This is a genomic window from Tahibacter aquaticus (assembly GCF_004363655.1).
Lineage (GTDB): Bacteria > Pseudomonadota > Gammaproteobacteria > Xanthomonadales > Rhodanobacteraceae > Tahibacter > Tahibacter aquaticus.
In genome coordinates, this window is record NZ_SNZH01000034.1 from 1 (window position 1) to 20,806 (window position 20,806).

Genomic DNA, 20,806 nt, shown 5'->3' on the forward strand with positions numbered 1-20,806 from the left:
GGCGGATGCCGGACGAAAGCAAGGTGGATGGATGCCCATCCGAAGGGCTTCGCCAAGCGGAACGACTGCCCAGCCGGTTTCGGATTGAAGCCTCGGCTTTGCAACAGAGTGCCCACAGCACCGAGAAGCTGTTTTTCCAACGCCCGAATGTCGTTCATTTTCCTGGATGGTTTCTCTCAACCTTTTCCGACGAATTGCCGGTCGGCAGATAGCTCGCATTTGTTCAATGCACGTAACTGCCTACCGGCGCACTCTGCGTTTCGCATCACACCGCAAAATGTTTCTATTTTCTTTCTTTCTTTAGATGCCTGAACCACACCAGGGGTGAGAAAGGATTACGACAGCCTGGCCTTATCGCCGCCGACGAACTTTCCCTGGGCTGATGACGACGGCTTATCAAGCTCGTTGACGAAGCTCTCTTTGAGCCGCTGAGTCGTTTCCTCGGGGTCCAGTCCGTAGCCAGTTTGCAGCGCGCTGGCTATGTGGCGAGCCGCATCGGCCAGGATAGTTCCCCACGCAACCGGCTCGGAAATATTTGTGGATTCCTGATACATGCCGACTTTCAAGGAGCAATGCAGCTTGCGACCAGCGATCCAGACTCGCAGCATTTCGACTGCATCCTTGTCCTGAAACGCTGCCTCTGGAATGGGACGCTCGTTCATCGTCATAGTTGGCTCACTTTATGTTTTTTGGCAGATCAATGCCTCTGTCGGGCCATTTTTTCGGCGCGACCTCGTTCCGTTTGTTGTCCAGATTTTCGACCCCGCCGCGATCATTGATGGCCTTTTGTTCGGCGTTTCCGCGAGCAGTTCGGTCACCTTTGGGATAGGAGTCGATACGTTCGGCACCATCGCGATCGCGTCCGTCTGACTTGTCGCCTTGCCGCCTTCCCATATCATCCGTCGACCCTACGTAGTCTTTACCCGACTGCGTTTTCTCACCGCTCACGCAGTAGATACAGCCCTGATCGCTCTCTTTGTCCCCTGGCTGAGCGTCAGCCTGGGGCTCGGAGTCAGTTTCGGCGATTTCGTTGTATATCAGGTAGCCGCCAATGCCTATGGTGACACCAATCACCGCACCGACGACAGCTCCGGCGGGGCACGCCGGACCCGATATTCCGCAGCCGATCGCCGCACCCGCCACCGGATTTCGCCCATCGGGGTCAACGTTCTTGTAGGGGTTGTTGTTGGCATACCAGTAACGGTTGAACGACGCGGCTGAAGCGTCGACCGGATCAACCGCCAGAAAACGGCCCGCGAAGGGGTCGTAGTAGCGGGCCTGCAAGTAGCTGAGTCCGGTCTCCGCATCGGCCACATGACCCGTGAAGCCGGGCTTGGACTGCGGTGTCGACCCCCAGCCATAAGGCTTGTAGTCCTCGCGCGCGGACGGAACACCGGCGGTGCTTGTGGTGCGTGCCGGAGAACCCAGGCCATCGGTGTGGACGTAGCTTCGGCCTGCCGTGCCGTCTTCGGCGATCAGATGCCGGCCCAGGTAAACGTAACGTTTGTTGCCGCCGGTTGCCGAGGGATACGGTGTGTCGGCGGTCTGAAAACCGCTGCGGAAAATGCCGTCATTCGCGGGGCTGCTCTGATACACCAACTGCCCGGCCTGGCTGTAGATCTGCACCGTTGTTGAGCTGCCCTTCGTCACGCTCGTGCGACGGCCATGCCCGTCGTAACGGTAGCTCGCCACCGAGGGTCCCACGCTGGTCACTCGGTCGGCCAGATCCACCACGAACGTTTGGGATGTTCCGGCCAGCGCACGCGACGTCGCGCGGCCACGGGTGTCGTAGCCGTAGGTCAGGACGGCGGCACCGCCGCCTGTCGGATCGATGCGATCGAGCCGGCGCGTCGTCGCGTTGTAGACGTAGGTCCAGTCGCCGAACGTCGGGTTGACGGAACGTCGCAGGCTGTCGAGCGGGTCGTAATCGAAGATGTGGGAGCCGCCCCACTGAGATCCGTTCGTGGCCGACGTCAGCCGATCACGGTCGTCATAGTCCATCGATCGCGTGAACAACGCGAGCTGCGTGTCCGTGATGCTTTTGACGTTGGCGTTCTCGTCGTAGACGTAGCGATCGTCGAGCACGCCGACGTCGTGACTGCGGCTCGGCAGACCGCGCAGGTTCTGCTCAGTGGTGTGGACGATGCCGTTACCGTAAGTCAGGTTCTTCAACGCGCCGTTCGGGTGTCGCGTGATCGCGCTGGAGTAGTTGCCCACCTGGGTGGCTTCTCCAAGCGCATTCGGAGTGTAGGCAACTACGGCTGCGTCCGGATAAGTCAAGCTGGCGACATGTCCATTCGCCGTGTACGTATAGCCGAGGGGATAGTTGACACCGCCGAGATTCAGCGTCTCGCTCGTCATCAAACGGCGCTTGTTGTAGAGCGTGGTCCAGGTGCTGTTGTCCGATTGCACCGATTCGGGCAATCCGTCAGGCGTAAAACTGACGACCACAGACGGGCTCCCATCGCCGTAGCGAGTGCGCCACAGGCGGTCCCTCTGGTCGTAGTCATAACTGACCTTCTGGTTAGCGGCGACGCTGGTGGTCTGGCAGTTGGTCGGATTGGTCAGCGCTTGGCCGCTCGCCTTCCATTCCACAAGGTTTGACGCGTTGTAGCTCAGAAGAGTGGCCCCGCTCTCCGCTTCGATCGTCTTGCACAGTAGTTGGGTGGGGTCGTAGACGTAGAGACGAACTTGGCTGATCGGGGTTCCGCTATAGGTGCCGCTGCGCGTCAAGGTCAGCGGCTTGCCAAAGACGTCGCGCGTGTAGGTCGTCGTGACGGCCAACGGCTCGCTGATCGTCATCGGTGCTGAGGTGTCGGGTTCGTCGAAGGCCTGGAATGTGGTGCTCGTGACCTTGTTGCGCGCATTGGTGACGTGTGTTGTGAACGACGTCGGGTCGTAAACCGTTGTCGTGGTCAGCGTGCCGAGCTCGGAGTCCTGCGTCGTGCCGGTGACGCGGCCGAGCGCGTCGTAGGTGGTGTTCGTCCCTGCCGTGGCGGACGATGAGGTCGAGGGGAAGCTGACGAAGGCTTCGCGGCTGGCGTAGTCGAACCCTCGTCTCACGTAGCGCTTGGTGCCGGCCTCGTTCGCGGTGTCGTGCTCTGCCGAGAGCCGCGGCCGCAGCCGTTGGTCGAAATGCACGACCTTACGGGCGTTGCCGGTGCTCGTGGTTTGGCGCCAATGCGTACCGGTGATACCGGCTTCGCTGCCAACCCGATCGTATTGAATCGTCGTCGTCGCCCAAGGGACGGTATCGCCGGTCGGATAGTTGATCTGCTTGAGTCTGCGCAGACCATCGTATTCGTAGGTGGTCGAAAAACCGTTCTCGTCCGTGACCATGCGAATGTCCCCGGCGTCGTCGATGACAGCGGCGGTCAAAGACGCGTCCGCGTGGCTTACGCTCTGCGGTATGCCCCGCTTGAATGGGCCAAGTGTCGTCGTGTTTGGGCCGGCCGGATCGGGCAGCGTGCCGACCGTGACGGTGAGCAATGTTCCGTCGGCCCGCCACGTCATCGTCCGCTGCTCGCGGTTGAAGGCCGTGACGCGCGTCAGGTTGCCTACGCTGTCGTAATCGTTGTCGACCATCGACGCAGTCGGTAGGAGTGAGTTGGTGACCGTATCAATGAGATCCAGCACCCAGATCGGCCGCTTGTCATCGTAAACCGTGGTTTCGGTCTTCGTGTGCAACACCCCGCCACCGATGAGCGTGCTTTCGCGCTTGACTTGTAGCGGCCGCGCCATGGCGTCGAAGATCTGATTTGTCCGCGTAAATCGGACACCTTGCTGTTCGATTGTCGTCGAGAGCAGCGGCCGGATGCTGCCCGACGAACCATCGTCACCCGCGCTGCCAACGCCGTAGCGAGACGAGAACGGGTACCCGTTCAGAGGGCCATTGGCCGTGTCCGGACCGGTCACATAGGTATACGTCTGCTTGCGCAGAATATCGTTGCCCTTGGTCGTCGTGGTTGCAAGCAATTGCCCTTCAATGGCCGTCCCGGCCGGGGCGCCAAACACGGTCGCGCCGTAGGCCGAGGAGAATTCGTTTCGTACAACACTTCCGTCTGGCTGTGTGATCGTGGTGCTCTCGCCGAAAACGCCGGCCACTAAACCATAGGCATAACTCCAGGTGCTATCGCTGGTGTCGGTGTCGAAGATCTTCTTGGACTTAAGCCGAAAAGCATCCACATAGGGCGCGACAAGGTATTTGCCACCGCCAGGCAAGAGCTGGCAGTTCGGGAACGGCAGGTTGGTGCGCTCGGTGCGCTCGAGCTTGAAGCGAAACTCGCCCTTCGCACCGGAAGGGTGCGTGATGCGTAGCCCGAAATCGCCGCCCGGCGTGCTGATCTCGGGCGGCAGGCACTCCTTGCCCGAGGGTTTGGGCGGCAGATAGGTGACGTAGAGGTAGTGGTTTGGCGCGTTCAGAGCCGCGTAGTTGAACTGCCAAGTGGAGATGGTGTCTGGCAGCGTGACCGATGTCAGGCGAGGAATCTGGTCAGGCGCTTGGTTGGCGTAAGCGTAGGTCCATGTCCGCGTTTCAGCCGGCACCGACAGCGTCACGCTGGCCGTGTGCAACCGGTTCTGGTTCGGCGACGGGAAATAGGTCAGCGTGATCGCGCGACCGTCGCTGGCAGTGATCGACGTCGGATGACCGTTGACGTTATAGGCGTAACGTACCCAATTGCCGTAGCGGTCAGTGACTTCGCTCGCGAGCAAGTAGACCGCCTTTCGTGCGTTGGCGAGTGGGCCTGACCGCACTGTCGGAAAGTCGCGTTCCGCATAGACGTCGAAACGATAGGAGATACCGTCGCGCGACGTCATTACGAACCCTTCGTCCTGTGGCGCCGACAATGTGATGCAACGGAACGCATCGTAATCGCTGGTCGTCCAGGTCGGCGAGCGGCCGTCGTTCGGGTACTGCAGCGGCGGATACGGCGGATCGAGCCACAGCAACTCTTTCTCACCTTTGCCGGGAATGTTGACCTTGGTACCCGACCAGATCTCCGTCGGGTCGAGTCCACTGCTTACGCGAGGGAGGAAATACTGGCTACAACGCGGCTGCTGGGTCGTCGCACCGCTCGACACGTTCCAGAGGTAGATCGAATCGAAAATGCCGTAGATGTGCGGAACTTCGATGTCCCAGTTCGCCAGACCGCCGTATGGATTACCGGGCCCGCCGCGCGCGTCGAACCGTTGATCGCTGACCAGCGTCGAGATTGAATAGCGTCGGCTCAGCTGCACCGGCAACGAGTTGTTGCCGGTAATGTCGATGTCGACGTGGCGAAACGAGGTCTGACCCGTATACAGCGATACCTGATCACCGAACAGGTCGGAACCGAGTGCCGACAGTTGTTCTGACGCGCGCAGGCGCTTGTCGTATTCAACGTAAAGTGGCACGTCGGCTGTACCGCCACCTTGTGTAAAAGATGCTGGGATGGAGATTCCAGGGTAAGTCGGTGGGTCGGAGGTCTGCGCTGATAGCGGTACGGTCAGCACCGAGGCGAAGAGGAGCAACGCCTGGGTACCTATGAGTCGAAGCGACTGGCGTGACATGAGCCCGATTCCTGATGGATGTGTGCGTAGATGTGGGGGTGTTCATCAGCTGTAGACGCAACAGTCAACAGTTTGCCCCCAATATGAAAACGTTAGCTTGATGCGATGGTCGCCTGACGGCGACGTCGTGTGGCGGTAGCCTTCAATGCAGGCAGGGCATGCGTCGGTGCGCGAAGCCAGCGACCGGGCATGCAAGAAGCACCTCGAACACTGCGCTCCAGAAAGCATCGTCTTAACTGTCTTTTGAGTTCATCTCCTCCCGGTGGCAGCGTGAATCCAGCGTTACTTCACGCAACCTCGCGTCTACTGTTGGAATTGGGTGGGACAAACGAGGGGGGGCCTCGCCAGATACGCCCAACCGTATGGAAGACAGCGATGTCCAAAGTGCGGTTAGTGTGGTAGAGCGCGGTGTCATCTATTGAGACACACGGTTTCGATACGAAGTTGACAACGCCATTTCGGTGTAACACAACGGGGCAAGTTGTCAGCGGTCCCCAAAGAGTTTTGAGAACGTCGACAGGAGTCGCTAGCACGCCGCATGGAGGGGGCTCAGCACTTTCGGATCGCTTATGCATAGCTATCAATAACTATGCAACCGTTGTCGGACCGCTCTGCAGGTTGGCGCAGTCAATGGTGGTGGATGCTGTGAATCGGCTGCGAGGCACAGCATGGGGCGTCGAGTGGGGTCAATAAATCGGAAGATTCTGAGGTGTGGCTCGGATTTTTCTGAACCCGGAGTCGAATGCCTAGCCGTCACTGGCAGCGAGATCTGACAGTGACGGCCAGCGCTAGGCCAAGCCCGGCGCGACTTCTCGGGACAAAAGCAAGGTGCCAAGCCAGTGACGGCCATCTGCGTCACGTCGATCGCTCTTACCAGGCCATCATGGGGAACGGCTACCAGTCGTCACGCTATCACTTAATAGCAATTGCATAATTTGCGACAGCGGGATATCTCTTTTACACCTCAATCCCTTTTTCCAACCCATCGAAGGAATCGACTACTAACCAACTAGCGGGCCGCTTTCGCGGTAGGCGTGGTGCCCCTGGACGCACCAGATAAGAGAGCATGGAGCCGTGCAGCAGCACGGCAAAGACGGCTCGCGCAGTGCCTACAGGCACGGCGGCCGCCGCCTCGTTTGAGGCATTGAGCAACTGCCCTTGCGCCCTCCTGGGGCGGTGGGCAGGCCTATGGGCCTGCTCCCGGCATTAACGCTAAACAGAAAGGGCTAGGCAACTGGCCGCGTGTTTGAAATTCGAGCTGACGATGCTGTGCCGACGAAACCGGGATGGCAGCAAGGCAACGCAGGCGTGCCGTCTGCAGATCCTGCGACAGGTCCCGGATGAATTGAAGGCTTTGGGTGTTCCTGCGCGCCAATAGTTGACCAAGGAGACGAGTTTCTGCGCGAGGGGCACTGTCCAGGTCGGTCGGTACCCGGTTCATAGAGAACAGTGCCGCTCACAGTGCTGAATGTGATTAATCTTCAGTGCGCCGAGATGCTCAGCGTCGAGCGCGCGCCAACAGCCGAGGAATTTGCGGGCCACTACGCACGCGCCATGCGAGCCCCTGGATGTTGTTCGACGCCCATCCCTAATGCGTCCGACGATAGCAACCTGAATCGTCGAGGCTTCCTAAAAAGGTGCCAGAGCAATCGATGTCAAGGCATTGCCTTGTTGGGAAAAACCTCTGCATGCGGGCAGCGGCGTATTCCTGCTGCGGCACTGCTAAAAAGAACACCGCCCCCTCTTCGAGAACAATACGGTAACCGGACGGAACGCTGGCGCCGGCGGAGATGGCGGGTTTGGCCGTTACGCATCCGCGGTCGCTATCATCCGAAATGATTCCGTCACGCGTGGTAGCCGCGTCATCGACAACGTACCGAACGACAACAGTCAAGCATCCGCCCCCGGAACCTGCCAAGGTATCAAGCGGGCCACGCCGCAGACGAATAGGACGTACCCGGTAAACAGCGGCACGGGTACGCACGGTAATTGCACTCCCCCTGGTCGACCATGAAATCTCGCGTAGAAGCACTCCTGAGACCTGTAGTCCGATTGCTTCCGCCAATCTGGCGGGTGCACCTGCGGCGCTGGTGGTATGCCGGGCAAGCGCCCGGCGATTCCGCTGCAGGCGACTACGAAGGCCGCGTCAAGCAGGAGGTGACGCGGTTCACCGGCGAAGAGGTCGTCAACGACCTGCCAGGGATATTTCATTACTGGTCGAACAAATACCTCCGCCCCTTGATGGAGGAGTTCGGCTTCTCGTATCCGGAAGATTTCTTTGCTCTGCAGATCCAACGGCAGGCAGCCGCATTGGGCAGGCATGTCCAGGTAATCAGCATCGGCGCCGGCAATTGCGACAACGAAGTGCACATTGCGAAGCTGCTGCTCGAACGCGGCGTCAGCGCGTTCACCATTACCTGCCTGGACATCACCGATGCCATGCTGCAGCGCGGGCATCAGCTGGCCGGGCGCGAAGGACTTCTGCCCTATTTCCGATTCGCCAACGCCGACTTCAACCGTTGGCATCCGTCCGAATCCTACGATGTGGTCATGGCGAACCAGAGCCTTCATCACGTCACGAACCTGGACGGGTTGTTTGACGCCATCTACCAGGCAATTGGCCCTTCCGGCGTTTTCGTTGCATCAGACATGATCGGCCGCAACGGCCACCTGCGCTGGCCTGAAGCGCTGGAAATTGTCCGCGACTTCTGGCGGGAACTTCCGGCGTCCTACCGCTATAACGTCCAGTTGCGACGCAGGGAAAAGATCTTCAAGGACTGGGACTGTTCGCTTGAAGGCTTCGAAGGCATTCGTGCACAAGACATTCTTCCTTTGGCATTGCAGAAGTTTGGCTTCGATTTTTTCCTTGCGTACGGAAACCTTATCGACCCGTTTGTCGACCGTAGCTTCGGTCCGCATTTCGATCCGGAAAATGACCGGGACCGCACGTTCATCGATCGCGTGCATGCACGCGATGAGAAAGAGCTGCTCTCCGGCACCATCAAGCCAACGCACATGCTTGCTGTCATGCGTCGAGACAAATCCGTCGACACAACGACCTGGCGCCACTTGACGCCGCGCTTCTGTGCGCGCCTGTAGACGCCTGTCTTGCGATACCCCGCCGTGTTCGGCCTGAAACAGCGCCCGGCTGGCTCGTTGGACCAGGGCCAACGGTGGGGCGGAGCACAGCGACGCCAGCGTCTCCTTTTCGATGTGCAGCCTGATGGGCACTGATCGCACAAGCGCGATAGTTTTCGCCACCGATACGCGCTTTAGCATTCAAATGGGCGAAATTTCTCGCGTAAAAACGTTCATTTTTTCACGCAGAATCCGTCCAAATATTGTAGACATCGCCACATAGTAGATTTAGAGTTTCCCGCGTTTTTGTTGCCTACCCACCAGCAACAGGGGATTTCCATGCGTATCGACATTGCCGACGCCCGCCGGGCGTTCTGCGGCCTGTTCGCGGCCGCGCTGATTTCGGGACAGGCTCTTGCACAGGCGCCGCCGGCTGCGCCGGCCATCGTGCCGGCCAACGTGCTGCTGGCGGAACATTCCAACTGGTTCACACCGGCCAAGATCTACGACCTGCGCCGCGAGCACTATCCGCTGGCCAGCTATCCGGCCGGGCTGAATTACGAAATCTACAGCGCCGTAGGCTTCGATCTGGCCAATACCATCCTGATCAAAGGGCCTTCACGCGCGCCCTCCGGCGAGCGCGAACTGATCGTCATCGACACGCTGGGCAACCCCGAAGTATCCCAGCGCACCATCAAGGCATTCCGTGCCCAGGGCCTGCTGCCGCAATGCCCGGATTTCAGTTTCGGCCAGCCGGTGCCGGCCGCCTGCAAGCTGCCGCTGCGCGCCATCATCTACACGCATAACCATATCGACCACACCTTCGGCGTCTGGGGTTTCCTCGACCTGGCCGACCGGCCGCCCTGCCCGGTCGCCGACCCAAAGACTCCCGGCGCGGATACAGTGCTGGACACGGCCGTGGAAAACCGCGACTGCGTAGCCGTGATCGGCCAGAGCAAGATCAACGACGGCGTGGGCACCACGGCCCTGGTCACCGGCACCATCATCGACGCGCGTTCGTCGTACATGTACGGCAATTTCATTCCGCGCAACCACGTCAACAGCGGCATAGGCCCGCAGGAACTCGGCGCACGCACGGAAGTGGACGGCAAGCAGGTACTGGTCAACGGCAGCTATCGCATGCCGTCGCGCACCTTCAGCAACGAACTGAAGGTGCTGGCCGCCGGCGTGCAGATGCAGCTGGTCTACGTGCCCAGCGAAACCAACGACGAGCTGGCGGTCTTCCTGCCCGACCGGCGCAATGGCACCACGCCGCCCTCGGACAACGACTGGAGCGGCCCTGGCCTGCTGCAGTCGGCCGAAGTGATACAGGGCCCGTCGTTCCCGAATTTGTACAGTTTGCGCGGCACGGCGTATCGCGATCCGGCCAACTGGTTCCGCAGCGTCGACCGGCTGCGCCAGTTCAATGCCTGGTGCATGGTGCCCAGCCACGGACCGCCGCTGTGCGAGGCGTCGAACATCCAGCGCCTGCTGAAGAATTTCCGCGATGCCATCCAGTTCACCCACGACCAGACCATTCGCTGGATGAACAAGGGCTACACCATGAACGAGCTGGCACCGCTGGTGGAAAGCCTCTATCTGGAGGCCGGCCAGCACGACTACCTCATGGGCCAGCTCGACGGCGTGCGGCCGATCAAGAACCAGAACGTGGCCGCCAACCGCTGCCCGGACAGCCCCGCACGCGTAGTGCCGCCGCACCAGGCCGTACCGCCGGCACAGGATTGCGTCAATCCGCGCGACTACCTGCGGCCGTTCTACGGCTCGGTGGTACAGGCCGTGCGCGAGATCTACGTGGGCTCGGTGGGCTGGTACGAAGCCGATCCAGTCGCGCTGCGCCCCACGCCGCCCAAGCGCATGGCCGAGGAAACGCTCAAGCTCACCTGCGTGCCCAAGCCACAAGGCAACGGCGCCATGATCTGCGGCGCCGACGCCGCCAATATCGCCGCAGGCGATGCGCTGGCCAAGGCGCGCAGCCTCAAGCAGGGCGGCGAAGAAGCCGAATCGCTGGCGCAGTTCCAGCGCGCCGCAGAACTGGCCACCATCGTCGTGCGCGCCTATACCCAGCTGCTGCCCAGCGACGCCATCGCCGAAGTGCAGGCGCTGAAGACTGCACGGGCATTGAAGGCCGAGGCGTTCCTCGGCCTGGCCGAGCCGCAGCTGAATCCCAATTGGCGCAATTTCTACATTACCGCCGCGCACGAACTGCAGGACATCCCGCTGCCCAGCGACATCAAGGGCGGCCTGGTCGCCCCCGGCGTGATCGGCGCACTGCCGGCGGCGGCCTGGGTGAATTCGCTGACCCTGCGCCTGCGCGCGGAAGTCACCGCCAAGAACGCCGTGAACCAGTCCTTCGGCTTCTGGTTCCCGGCCGAGGGCAACCAGGGCTTTGGCGCGCAAGGCTTCCTGCTACACCTGCGCCACGGCATTGCCGAGTTCGTGCAGGAGACCGCAGCCGGCCAGCCTCTGCCCCAGCGCGACGTGGCCGCGGCGGATTTCTCCGTCAGCATGAGCAAGACCGCACTGGATGCGCTGCTGCTGGCCGAGGCACGCGGCGCGGACGAATTCCGCAAGGCCTGGGACGCCGCCGTGCAAAGCGGCCAGATAACCTGCCTGGCCGGCGGCAACAGTTGCCTGGAGCCTTTCGCCAAGCACTTCGCGCTGTATTTCGATCCCAAGCCGACCGGGCTGCCGCCGCTGGCGGATCGCTGAACGCGCAGGGCCGGCAGCGACGGCGAAAACACGACAGACGCCATCGCCGCGGCGTGCGGGTTGCGCACGCCGCGGCAGTATCAGCAGGATGCCGGCAGCCTATGCCGGGACTGGCCAGCCGGTTGCCGGCAATCCGGCGACTGGCAGCAACGCGGCAGTGCGCCGAACGACGGCGGAATTGTGCGGGCTGCCTAGGTAACGGCCCACCGGCGCTGCCGCCCGGCCGTCGCGGTCAGTCGAGCGGCCAGAGCGGCCGCCCGGTATTGCCTCAGGTCTCGCGTAACGCGACCGCGTTAGGAAAAATCGACCGATTTTTCAAAGGTGCGCAGTTCGTGCCGCGCCATTGCCAGGTTCGACTTGGCACGGTCGAGCACCACGTAGAGGAACAGCTTCTGGTTCGATTCCAGCGGCCGCAGCAGGTGATACTGCTTGGACAGGCTGATCAGAACGTCTTCGATGGTGTCGTTGAGCTTGAGGCTGCTCGCCACCTTGCGCTTGGCACGGATCACTTCCGTATTGCCGGCGGCTGCCAGTTCGAGATTGATGCCGGCGCCATCGCCCGACAGCAGCATGCCGCTTTCGCTGTCCACCAGCGCCGAAGCGACATAGCCGTCGATGTTGCGCAGCGGTTCAAGACTGATCTTTGCCATTTTGCAGATTCCCCAGTAGTTGTAACGAATTGCGTCTTGATGAATGAATGTGGTGGAGCGTGAGACAAAACCGCCATCCGGACGCTGCATTGCCGGCGCCATACGGGCTATATCGGCACCGTTCCTGCCGTTTGCCGGCAAAAAAACGCTGCGCAGCGATGACTTGGATCAGCGTAGTGGGTCGACTGTCGCATTGGCATAGGTAAAACCCTTAGGCGTCGGCCCGGCCATGCCCCGCCGCGCGACAGTCTAGGCGTCGGCCTGGCCATGCCCCGCCGCGCGACAGTCGCTGCGCAAAGCACGAAACACACCAGTACCGCCCAGAAGCGGAGTCGCGCCCAATCCCCGTCCAATCGTCGAACCCCTGCTGCCGCGCACGCCAGCGCAGTGCATCATGGCGCGCGGCAAAACCGGCCGCAGTCGCCGGCACCTTGAAAGGCCGGCATTGGACGATTCCTTGCATCAGGACACGATCATGAAGCGAACACGACGTGTCGCCAACACCTCGACAACGCCACGGCGCGGCGGCGATGCCACCGCCTGCCCGGCGCGGGAAATGCCTGGCGGCACGCCCGGCCCATCCGCCCCTTGCTGCCACTGCCGGACAGATGCCCGTGCCGCATGAAATCACCAGCGCCTTCAGCGACGCCCAGCTGCCCCTGTGCCGCGCACTGGCCGAGATGCTCGACGAACATTTCGTCCACCGCACCGAGCGGCGCGGCTGCGGCTACACCCAGGCCACGCGCTTTCTGTCGGATTTCGTCAATCGTCCCCGCGACCCGGTCGACACGCACGACCTGCGCATGTTCGCCGACTGGCCCATGGCCGCGACCGAAGCGCTGGGCCAGCACCTGGTCGATGAACAGGTAGCCCTGGGCTGGCGCGCGCTGCTCGCCCTGCCCACGGTAGAAGTCGAACCGACCGGCGACGATGAAGGCCGGCACTACCTGCTGCGATTGCGCGACGCGCTGCAGCACTTCCACGCCAGCCTGGCACTGGAAGAAAGCCATCTGTTCCTGGCCCTGCTGAGCGATGTACTGACCGGCTGCGGCCAGGACGGTGCCGACCTTCCCGGCATGATCGACAAGCCCAAGATCGGCAGCTGTTCGCAGGCAGAGGAATATTTCCTCGAAATCGCCCACGGCCGCGTACGCCGCGGCGGTTCGGTCAATACCATCGTCGGCCCGGCTGGCCAGCCTATCCTGCTGGAGAAAGTCGGGCTGGGCGAAGCACATTCCGCCATCGTCATCGCTCCGGTGCGCATCTTCGGCGTGACCGTGCCGCCCGGCAGCCTGTGTGCACTACGCTACAATGATACAGTTGAGCCCGGGCAGCGCGCCCGGCACGGATGGATTTTCCCCGCAGCCACGCTGCACAGCGTGCGCTTCCTGCGACTCACCACACTGGTGGTAAGCCCCGCCGCCCGCCGCCGCGCCTTCAGCCAGCAAATGGAATTACAGGCACGATCAAACATGTTTTCGCCGATGACGACGACGATCGAACACCTGGTCCAGTTTGCCCGCGGCGAACTGTCGGCGGTGAGTGCGTGAATCCACTGCGGGCTTACTACGCGCCGGCTTATGCCGCCGCCGATTCGACACCTTCGGCACGCCTGCAACTGCTGGCCGACCGGCTGCAGCGCTGCGCCCGGGTAGAGCTGTGCGAACCCAGGCCAATGGATATCGGCCTGCTGCAGGGCCTGCACAGCGACGAGTATACAAAAGCCTTTCTGGACGGCACCGCCCCGCTCGCCTCCAGCCAGGGCGTGGCCTGGTCGCCGGCGATCCGCGACTCGGTACTGGCCATGCTGGCCGGCCAGCTCGACGCCGCCGATCACGCCCTGCAGCACGGCATCGCCATGAACGTGGCACGCGGTTTTCACCACGCGGTCTGGTCACGCGGCGGCGGACTGTGTGCGCTCAACGGCCTCGCCCTGGTGGCGCATTGCCGGCCCGACCGTCGCATCTTCGTGCTCGACTGCGACGAACATGGCGGCAACGGCACCGAGGAGTTCTGCGCCCGCCTGGGCAACCTGTACAGCGCCTCGATATTCGGCACGCGCTTCGGCTGCTACGGCGGTACGCGCTCGTGGGCTTTTCCAGTCAACGTCGGGCGCGACGGTTTCGCCACCTATCTGGACGCGCTACAGGCCGCCCGCACCCTCATCGTCGAGCACGCGCCCGATCTGCTGATCTACCAGGCCGGCGTCGATTGCCACCGCAACGATCCCAAGGGCCGCGCAGGACTGAGCAGCCTGCAGCTGCTGCAACGCGACCGCTGGGTGTTCCGCATGGCGCGGGAACTGCGGGTTGCCGTGCTGTTTGTCGTCGCCGGCGGCTACCAGGATGCGCAGACGCTCATGTCGCTCAATGCCAATACCGTGCGCGCGGCCGTCAACACCTATTGCGTCGGTTCGCTGGCGCGCTAGCGCAACCGCTTTTCGCGCCGCACCTGGCATGGCCGCGCCCGGTGCCGTGAAACGGATCGTGCTTCATTCGACCGGCGCGCGTGATGTGGCCTCGCTGTCGCATCGCATCGACGGCGATCAGGCACAGTCGCCAGGGCTGCAGGTCGATCGGGCAGCGACGGTTGGGGGCTGCTGCACGGCTCTGCGTCATTGTCGGGTATCTGCCGCTCGATTGCCGGGCTGGCGAATCCACCCGTTTTTCCAGGAAGCCCGATGAAATTTCTGGTTCTGGCGCTGGGCCTGGCGCTTGCCGGCACGGCAGCAGCGGACATTCCCGCGCCGATGCGTTTTAGTGCCGCCCGCGGTGGCAACTTCGGCGCGCCTGTCGCGGCTGACGAGTATTTCTATCTTTTTACCGGAAGCACGATCACCGTCTGGCAGCGCGGCGCCAACGGCACGCTCGTCCTGGCCGGCGATACACGTACGGCTCCGCTGCCCAATGGCATCACCTCCCTGCAACGCCAGGGCGACTACCTGTACGCCAGCTTCGGCCGCTATTCCGCCAGCGGCGTGGCGGTTTTTTCCATCGCAGAGCGTACGCATCCGCTGTTGCTGAATACCTTCGACTACAGCGACAACCCCTATCGCGGCCCCTTGCAGATCCTTGTCGTCGGCACGGAGCTTTACCTGTTCGACCGGGAAACCGGCCTGTATTCGAGCAGCCTGAGCAACCCGGCGCAGCTGCAGTTCAGTCCATTGGGAATGCGTCAGTGGGTGGATGAGCGTTTCGATATCGACGGTGACCGGCTCTACAACTCGGGCATGACCAATAACGCCGTGCTGGGCGCCTGGGACATTGCCGACCCGCGCGCGCCCGTTTCGCTGGGGTTTGCCAATTTCCCCTGCTGCGACCTGATGGGCATGCGCATGCGCGGCAACTACGCCTATTCCTTCGGCAAGGTTTTCAGCGTACTCGATGTCAGCCTGCCGTCGAGTCCCGCGGTGGTGGCGCAGCTGCCCGCAGCGGGCTGGGGCGGGTTTTTCTCGGCGTTGCTTCCCCATCACGCCTGGAGCGTTCAGACCGATACCATCAACGTGATCGACATTGCGAATCCGCTGCAGCCGCAATTCCGTGGCAGCCATGCCTTCTCGGCACCGTTGCTGGAAATGGTCGAACGTGTCGGCGATAGCGTATTCATTGCCGAACGGTCCAACCGGCTGCGGCGCCTGGCGGCCGACCAGCCGGAATCACCCAGCGTGACCAGCGAAAGCTGGCTGCCCGCCAGCGCGGCGCCCTGGGCCGTGGCCGTTCGCGGCGAACGCGTGCTGGTCATCGAACGCGAAGGAATCGGTGTACTGGACCGGGCCAGCCTCGACCGCCAGGGCTTCCAGCAGATTGTGTCCAACGGCTATGCCCAGGGCGGTATCGACATGGCCGTCGACGGCGACCGCGCCTACGTGATGCACCAGGCCGCCGGCTTCTCCGTGATCGATATCAGCAACCCCGACCAGATTGAAACACTCGGCACATGGTCGGGGCCGATGAACGCCCTGGCTGCACGCAACGGCGTGGTCTATGCGAGCTATACGGATGGCAGTCAGTCCCCGTACCACTTCCTGTCGGCCATCGACATGAACAACCCCGCCGCACCCGTGGTACGGGCACGCATTCCGCTGTCGCCGGCCTCAAGGATGGCTGTCCGCGGCAATCGACTGTTCGTGGTTCCCCGCAGCGGCATCATCGGCGAGGAAATAAAACTAGTGGATATTTCCAATCCGGCCGCCCTGGTACCCATCGGTACCTACACCGGCTGCGGCGTCGTCGATGTCGCCGCGGACAAACGCGGCAACCTCGCCTTCCTGGCCTGCATCGACAAACTGGACATCGTCGATTTCAGCGACCCGGCCCATCCCGTGCTGCTGCATAGTCGCCCCGCCAGCTCGCCTGTCAGTGCCGTCGCCCTGCGCGGCAACCGGCTCTATTTTTTCCAGGACGGCAAGCTGGTCGAACTGGACGTATCGAACCCGGCCCAGCCCGAATGGATCAGTGAGCGCGACACGGCCGGCATCAGTCATTTCCACGTCGGTAGCGATGCGCGCCTGTACTCGCTGGCGGCGGGCATCAACGTCGATGCGCTTGACCAGCTGTTTCAGGATGGGCTGGAGCCCTAGCAACGGAGGAAGGCGCGACTGCCGTCTGCCATTACCCCCGACATGCCCGCATCAACGGCCTGCGCCCCTACCCTCGTTATAGGCGCCGGTCGTCAATCGCATGCCCAGCTTCGGCGCAAAACGGTCGTTGCATTGGAAGACGACGATCTCGGCCTCGGCCGACTGCCCCTGCGAGGCAATCACCGTGGCCCTGTCGTTGCCATCGATCGGGAGCAACACTTCGCCGACGAACAACGGCGGCACTGCCGCGGCAGTCGGCACAACGCGCACCCAATAATTGCTCACGCAGATATCACCCGGCTTGCTGCGCCTGCGCACTTCGACCGAGGCGATTTCCACCTCGACCGGCTCACGCCGCAGCAGCGCCAGCATCGAGGTCGGCAACGACGGCAATCCGCTGACCGGCTGATATTCATCGCCTACGCGCAACAGGAAAGAGCCACCGCCGTCGCCGTCGCGCGGTTCTTTGCCATGGTTGATCGCGGTAGCAAAAGCAGCCAGTTGGTCAGGCGGTATCAGGTACTGCCGCCTGCCCCAGCTCAGCGGCATCAGTTCGCCGGGAAAGCTGCCCCCCTGCGGCGAGGCCGGTACGGCATAACTGATGCGAAGAACGCCATCAGTGCCATCGACCAGCGAGCCGTGATTCGCTGCGTACAAGCCCAGGCATCCTGTCTCCGTCACCACCAGGCCCGCGCCCGGCGCCAGCGACAGGTAAACGTTCGAGGCAAACCTGTCGCCGTAGTAGTAACGCCCCGCCCAGCCCACCGCCTTGCCCGCCGCCAGGCTTTCGTCGATCACCTGCTTGCGCCGGTCGAAGCCGGCCGGCACGACACCGGCATGCTCGGCCTCGAACGACGCAGCCGGCGGCGGTGGCAGCAGCTTCTCCGCCGGCACGGTCGCCGCGAAAAGGCCGGCAGCAAGCAGCGACAGTACGGCAGCAATGGCAGCGACAGCGTGCCAGCGAAAACCAGGATTCGGGCGCATGGACGCATTGGAGCGCGATTGCATCGAGCCTGTCGAGCGGCGACTACGCCTGCCGAATCATTCGCGGGCCTGCCCTCTCCCCGCCGCCTTTCCTAACAGCGACGCGCGGCACAATAGGTGGCGAAGTTGGCCGCTACCGATCAGAAGGCCACGCCCTGGACCGTCTCTGGCTACGCCTTCTACAGTTGAACAGTGGGACCGGATTCGAAAGCACTCGTGTGACGCCATCCCCCGACTCGAAACGCAACAACCCCTCTACCAGGAATAGCTTCTGCCATGCGCATTGCCATCGTTTCGGACATCCACGGAAATCTCGCCGCACTGGAAGCCGTGGCCGCGGACATCCGCCGCCGCGGTGTCGACCAGGTCGTCAATCTGGGCGACAACGTATCCGGCCCGCTGCTGCCGCGCGAAACCGCGAGTTTTCTGATGTCCTCGGGCTGGCTGACGCTGGCGGGAAACCACGAACGGCAACTGCTGGCGCTAACGCCAGGGCAAGGCAATCTTTCCGACCTGTACGCCCGTTCGCAGCTGTCGGACGACATGCTGGCCTGGCTGCGTACCCTGCAGCCGTCGTTTCGTCTGAACGAAGCGGTTTTCCTGTGCCACGGGACGCCACGCAGCGATGGCGAATACCTGCTCGAATCGCTCGATGGAGCGTCCACTCGACTGGCTTCGCCGTCGGAAATCGCCGAACGCCTCGGCGACGAACACGCTGCCGTCATAGCCTGCGGCCACACCCACGTGCCAAGGGCCGTACGTACCCGCAGCAGGCAGCTGCTGGTCAATCCCGGAAGTGTCGGACTTCCCGCCTACAGCGACGATCACCCGGTCTTTCATGCCGTGGAAACCGGATCTGCCGATGCGCGGTATGCGATTGTCGAGCGGAGCAACCAGGGGTGGACGGCACAGCATATTGCGCTGCCGTATGACCATGGATCGATGGCTGCGCTCGCGTTGAAGAACGGCCGGGCCGATTGGGCGCACGCATTGCTCACGGGCTATATGCGCTGACGGCGAGTTGGCTATTTGGGTGCGATAAAGACACGCGCTACGCGCAGTACCCTCTCGAGACTTCCACTGCGACTACTGCTTCGGATCGCGCGCCCAAGTGGTAGGGCGGCGAAAGCCGTTGGAACGGCGCCTCCGGATAACACCTTGTGCAAAGTACGTGAACCAGCTCTATTTTTACTGATACCTTTACTATCATTCGACAAAAAATCCCGCAGATCTAGGATACCCCCTTCAAGGTGGATCAAGATGAGCACTGAAGATTCCGACACCTATCATGTAAACATTCCAATCGTTGGCATAATTACTGGAACGACACCAATTGTCGTTATTGGCCCAAACGGAGCCGGAAAGACACGGGTAATGCGAAACATTTCGGCACCGGATCGATTCATTGCCGCTCAACGACGCACGGTGCTGAATCCCAGGCTGCCAAATTATGAGGAGGAGATTGGGCGCAAGGAATTTTTAACTCAGCTAAACAATGCGCGAAATCAGCCCTGGGAGTTCACTAACGAGATTGACGCTCTTTTCTCCACCATTGTTCAACAACATTACGCAGAGCTCTACCGAGACGACGAGGCGGCAAGAGAGGGAAAACGCCCACGCTTGTTTGTAAATGACAGCCCATTAGCAAAGCTAATAGAATTTTGGGAAAAAGTATTTCCCAACACGCGCCTTACATTCAAGGATTTCTCGCCACGTGCAATCAAGCGAGACGCCACGCAATCCAACTATGCCGCCCGAGAAATGAGCGATGGCGAACGATCATGCCTGTATCTGGCAGCTCGTGTTTTTATGGCATCGTCCGGATACCTTTTTGTCGATGAGCCCGAACTTCATTTACATAAAAAACTGGCAGTTGACTACTGGAATCAACTCGAAAGAATGCGCCCAGACATTCGCTTTATATATATCACCCATGATTTGCACTTTGCTTTATCAAGAGAAAATCCCACTGTACTTGTCGTTCGCGAGAATGGATTTGTGGAACGTGCGAGCGTAGAAACGTTGCCAAACGACCTCGCAGAGGTATTGCTCGGCGCGGCTACTTTGACCGTTAGCGCAAGTCGAATTGTTTTCTATGAAGGAATAAACGGCAAAGGCGTTGCATCAAAGTTGATGAAAACCTGGGTAAACTCACCGGGCTCAGTAGCTATTGCGGCTGGAAACTGCCAGGAAGTACTTGCTGCATCCACTTCATTTACAACACTTGGCCTATTAACTGCCGTAGAGACTGTCGGACTTATCGACAGAGATCATGGACCCGAAGAGTTCCATTCGGCGCTCAAACCACCGGCCTTTGTGCTCAAATTTCACGAAATTGAAAGCTTATTTGCGCTGCCCGGAGTCATTCGTTCTGCGGCATCAGTTATCGGTTATGACGGAGACCCTTGGCCGAAATTTTTAGAAAGAGCAAAGAAGTCATTGCAGACTACACGCTCCAAGACCGTAGCTGAGAGAGTTAGAGCAAGAACAGATCATCTGCTCCGAAGACTTTTCAACAAGGACCAGATTCGGCCTACTGTTGAGGAGACAATGACTGCACACCAACTAGCCGTTGGCGAGGCCGGGTGGCCTGACAAAATCCTCAGTATGTTCTTAGAGGAAGACGCAAAAATTGAAGATGCGCTGCAAAAATCTGATGAAACAATCTTAATATATTTATCAGGAAAGAAAGCTTTGTCCGACGCATCTACGGAATTGAATTTAACATTCGATGCGTATTGTAGCCTTGTAATTGCAGCAATCTCATCTACTAGCCATCAGATACATACGCAGGTTGTGTCACAAATGGAACTTTATTTGCCACCCCGATAGTGGGTGCCTATGCGCTACAGATTCCACTCAATTTTCGACGGACGCGAGCAACGCTTTTTTGCATTTATGGCGCCTGCCTTATTACACCTAGATCATAATCGACCGAGTATCGCAACAGCCTGTTTAATCGCCGAACGCGATAGATCCGACTCACTCATTGATTCGCCGGATACGCCTTACCAAACGTGGGTGTCAACGCCCGCCGCATCGCCGCCTGGGTGAATCCGATCGCGACCTGCACCAGGCTATTTAACCCACCCAGCACCACACTCGCATGTAAGCGTCCGGCGCCGCCACATTCTCGAACCCGATCATCAGAGCAATGCTTGTCGCTCACCTTCTCGGAGCGCCAAGCGTGCAAGCATCGAAGACCGAAGCCTTCTGGCGCCGTCACGTTGAAGCG

General features: G+C 61.0%; 13 protein-coding genes. 8 read left to right on the top strand and 5 right to left on the bottom strand.

Annotation, left to right across the window (positions count from 1 at the left end):
* On the top strand, window positions 1-212 hold a 212-nt coding region (locus DFR29_RS29840; RefSeq protein WP_208113762.1), incomplete at its 5' end, for a hypothetical protein.
* Window positions 213-335: 123 nt separating this feature from the next.
* On the opposite strand, the gene DFR29_RS28175 is transcribed toward DFR29_RS29840, so the two are convergent.
* Both DFR29_RS28175 and DFR29_RS28180 read right to left on the bottom strand, forming a co-directional pair.
* Complete coding sequence (locus DFR29_RS28175; RefSeq protein ID WP_243746206.1) at window positions 336-668, bottom strand: DUF5076 domain-containing protein; 333 nt, start codon at window positions 666-668, stop codon at window positions 336-338.
* 7 nt (window positions 669-675) lie between these two features.
* Window positions 676-5,550 (bottom strand): RHS repeat domain-containing protein, encoded by a 4,875-nt coding sequence (locus DFR29_RS28180; RefSeq protein WP_133821979.1) that lies wholly within the window; start codon window positions 5,548-5,550, stop codon window positions 676-678.
* 2,052 nt (window positions 5,551-7,602) lie between these two features.
* Here DFR29_RS28180 and DFR29_RS28185 point away from each other — a divergent pair.
* Both DFR29_RS28185 and DFR29_RS28190 read left to right on the top strand, forming a co-directional pair.
* Entirely contained in the window at window positions 7,603-8,649 is a 1,047-nt protein-coding gene (locus tag DFR29_RS28185; RefSeq protein ID WP_243746207.1) for a class I SAM-dependent methyltransferase, read from the top strand.
* 318 nt (window positions 8,650-8,967) lie between these two features.
* Complete coding sequence (locus DFR29_RS28190) at window positions 8,968-11,358, top strand: alkyl sulfatase dimerization domain-containing protein (RefSeq protein ID WP_133821981.1); 2,391 nt, start codon at window positions 8,968-8,970, stop codon at window positions 11,356-11,358.
* Window positions 11,359-11,651: 293 nt separating this feature from the next.
* Here DFR29_RS28190 and DFR29_RS28195 read toward each other — a convergent pair whose 3' ends face one another.
* Entirely contained in the window at window positions 11,652-12,008 is a 357-nt protein-coding gene (locus DFR29_RS28195) for a roadblock/LC7 domain-containing protein (RefSeq protein WP_133821982.1), read from the bottom strand.
* Window positions 12,009-12,622: 614 nt separating this feature from the next.
* Between DFR29_RS28195 and DFR29_RS29545 the strand changes: the two genes are divergently transcribed.
* From DFR29_RS29545 to DFR29_RS28205, 3 genes are all read left to right on the top strand, one after another.
* On the top strand, window positions 12,623-13,558 hold the full coding sequence (locus DFR29_RS29545) for a hypothetical protein (RefSeq protein WP_166654413.1): 936 nt from the start codon (window positions 12,623-12,625) through the stop codon (window positions 13,556-13,558).
* Window positions 13,555-14,436: an arginase family protein gene (locus DFR29_RS28200; protein ID WP_166654414.1), complete on the top strand. Its 882-nt coding sequence runs from the start codon at window positions 13,555-13,557 to the stop codon at window positions 14,434-14,436. The genes DFR29_RS29545 and DFR29_RS28200 overlap by 4 nt, the downstream gene beginning before the upstream one ends.
* A gap of 252 nt (window positions 14,437-14,688) precedes the next feature.
* Entirely contained in the window at window positions 14,689-16,587 is a 1,899-nt protein-coding gene (locus DFR29_RS28205; protein ID WP_133821984.1) for an LVIVD repeat-containing protein, read from the top strand.
* Window positions 16,588-16,638: 51 nt separating this feature from the next.
* On the opposite strand, the gene DFR29_RS29550 is transcribed toward DFR29_RS28205, so the two are convergent.
* Window positions 16,639-17,385 (bottom strand): hypothetical protein, encoded by a 747-nt coding sequence (locus tag DFR29_RS29550; RefSeq protein WP_208113763.1) that lies wholly within the window; start codon window positions 17,383-17,385, stop codon window positions 16,639-16,641.
* A 462-nt stretch (window positions 17,386-17,847) separates the two neighbouring features.
* Here DFR29_RS29550 and DFR29_RS28220 point away from each other — a divergent pair, with 462 nt between their 5' ends.
* Both DFR29_RS28220 and DFR29_RS28225 read left to right on the top strand, forming a co-directional pair.
* Window positions 17,848-18,585 (top strand): metallophosphoesterase family protein, encoded by a 738-nt coding sequence (locus DFR29_RS28220; RefSeq protein ID WP_133821987.1) that lies wholly within the window; start codon window positions 17,848-17,850, stop codon window positions 18,583-18,585.
* 246 nt (window positions 18,586-18,831) lie between these two features.
* A complete protein-coding gene (locus DFR29_RS28225) occupies window positions 18,832-20,403 on the top strand; it encodes an OLD family protein (protein WP_133821988.1) in 1,572 nt (523 codons plus the stop codon).
* A 154-nt stretch (window positions 20,404-20,557) separates the two neighbouring features.
* On the opposite strand, the gene DFR29_RS29845 is transcribed toward DFR29_RS28225, so the two are convergent.
* A partial coding sequence (locus DFR29_RS29845) for a hypothetical protein (RefSeq protein WP_208113764.1) occupies window positions 20,558-20,806 on the bottom strand: 249 nt, incomplete at its 5' end.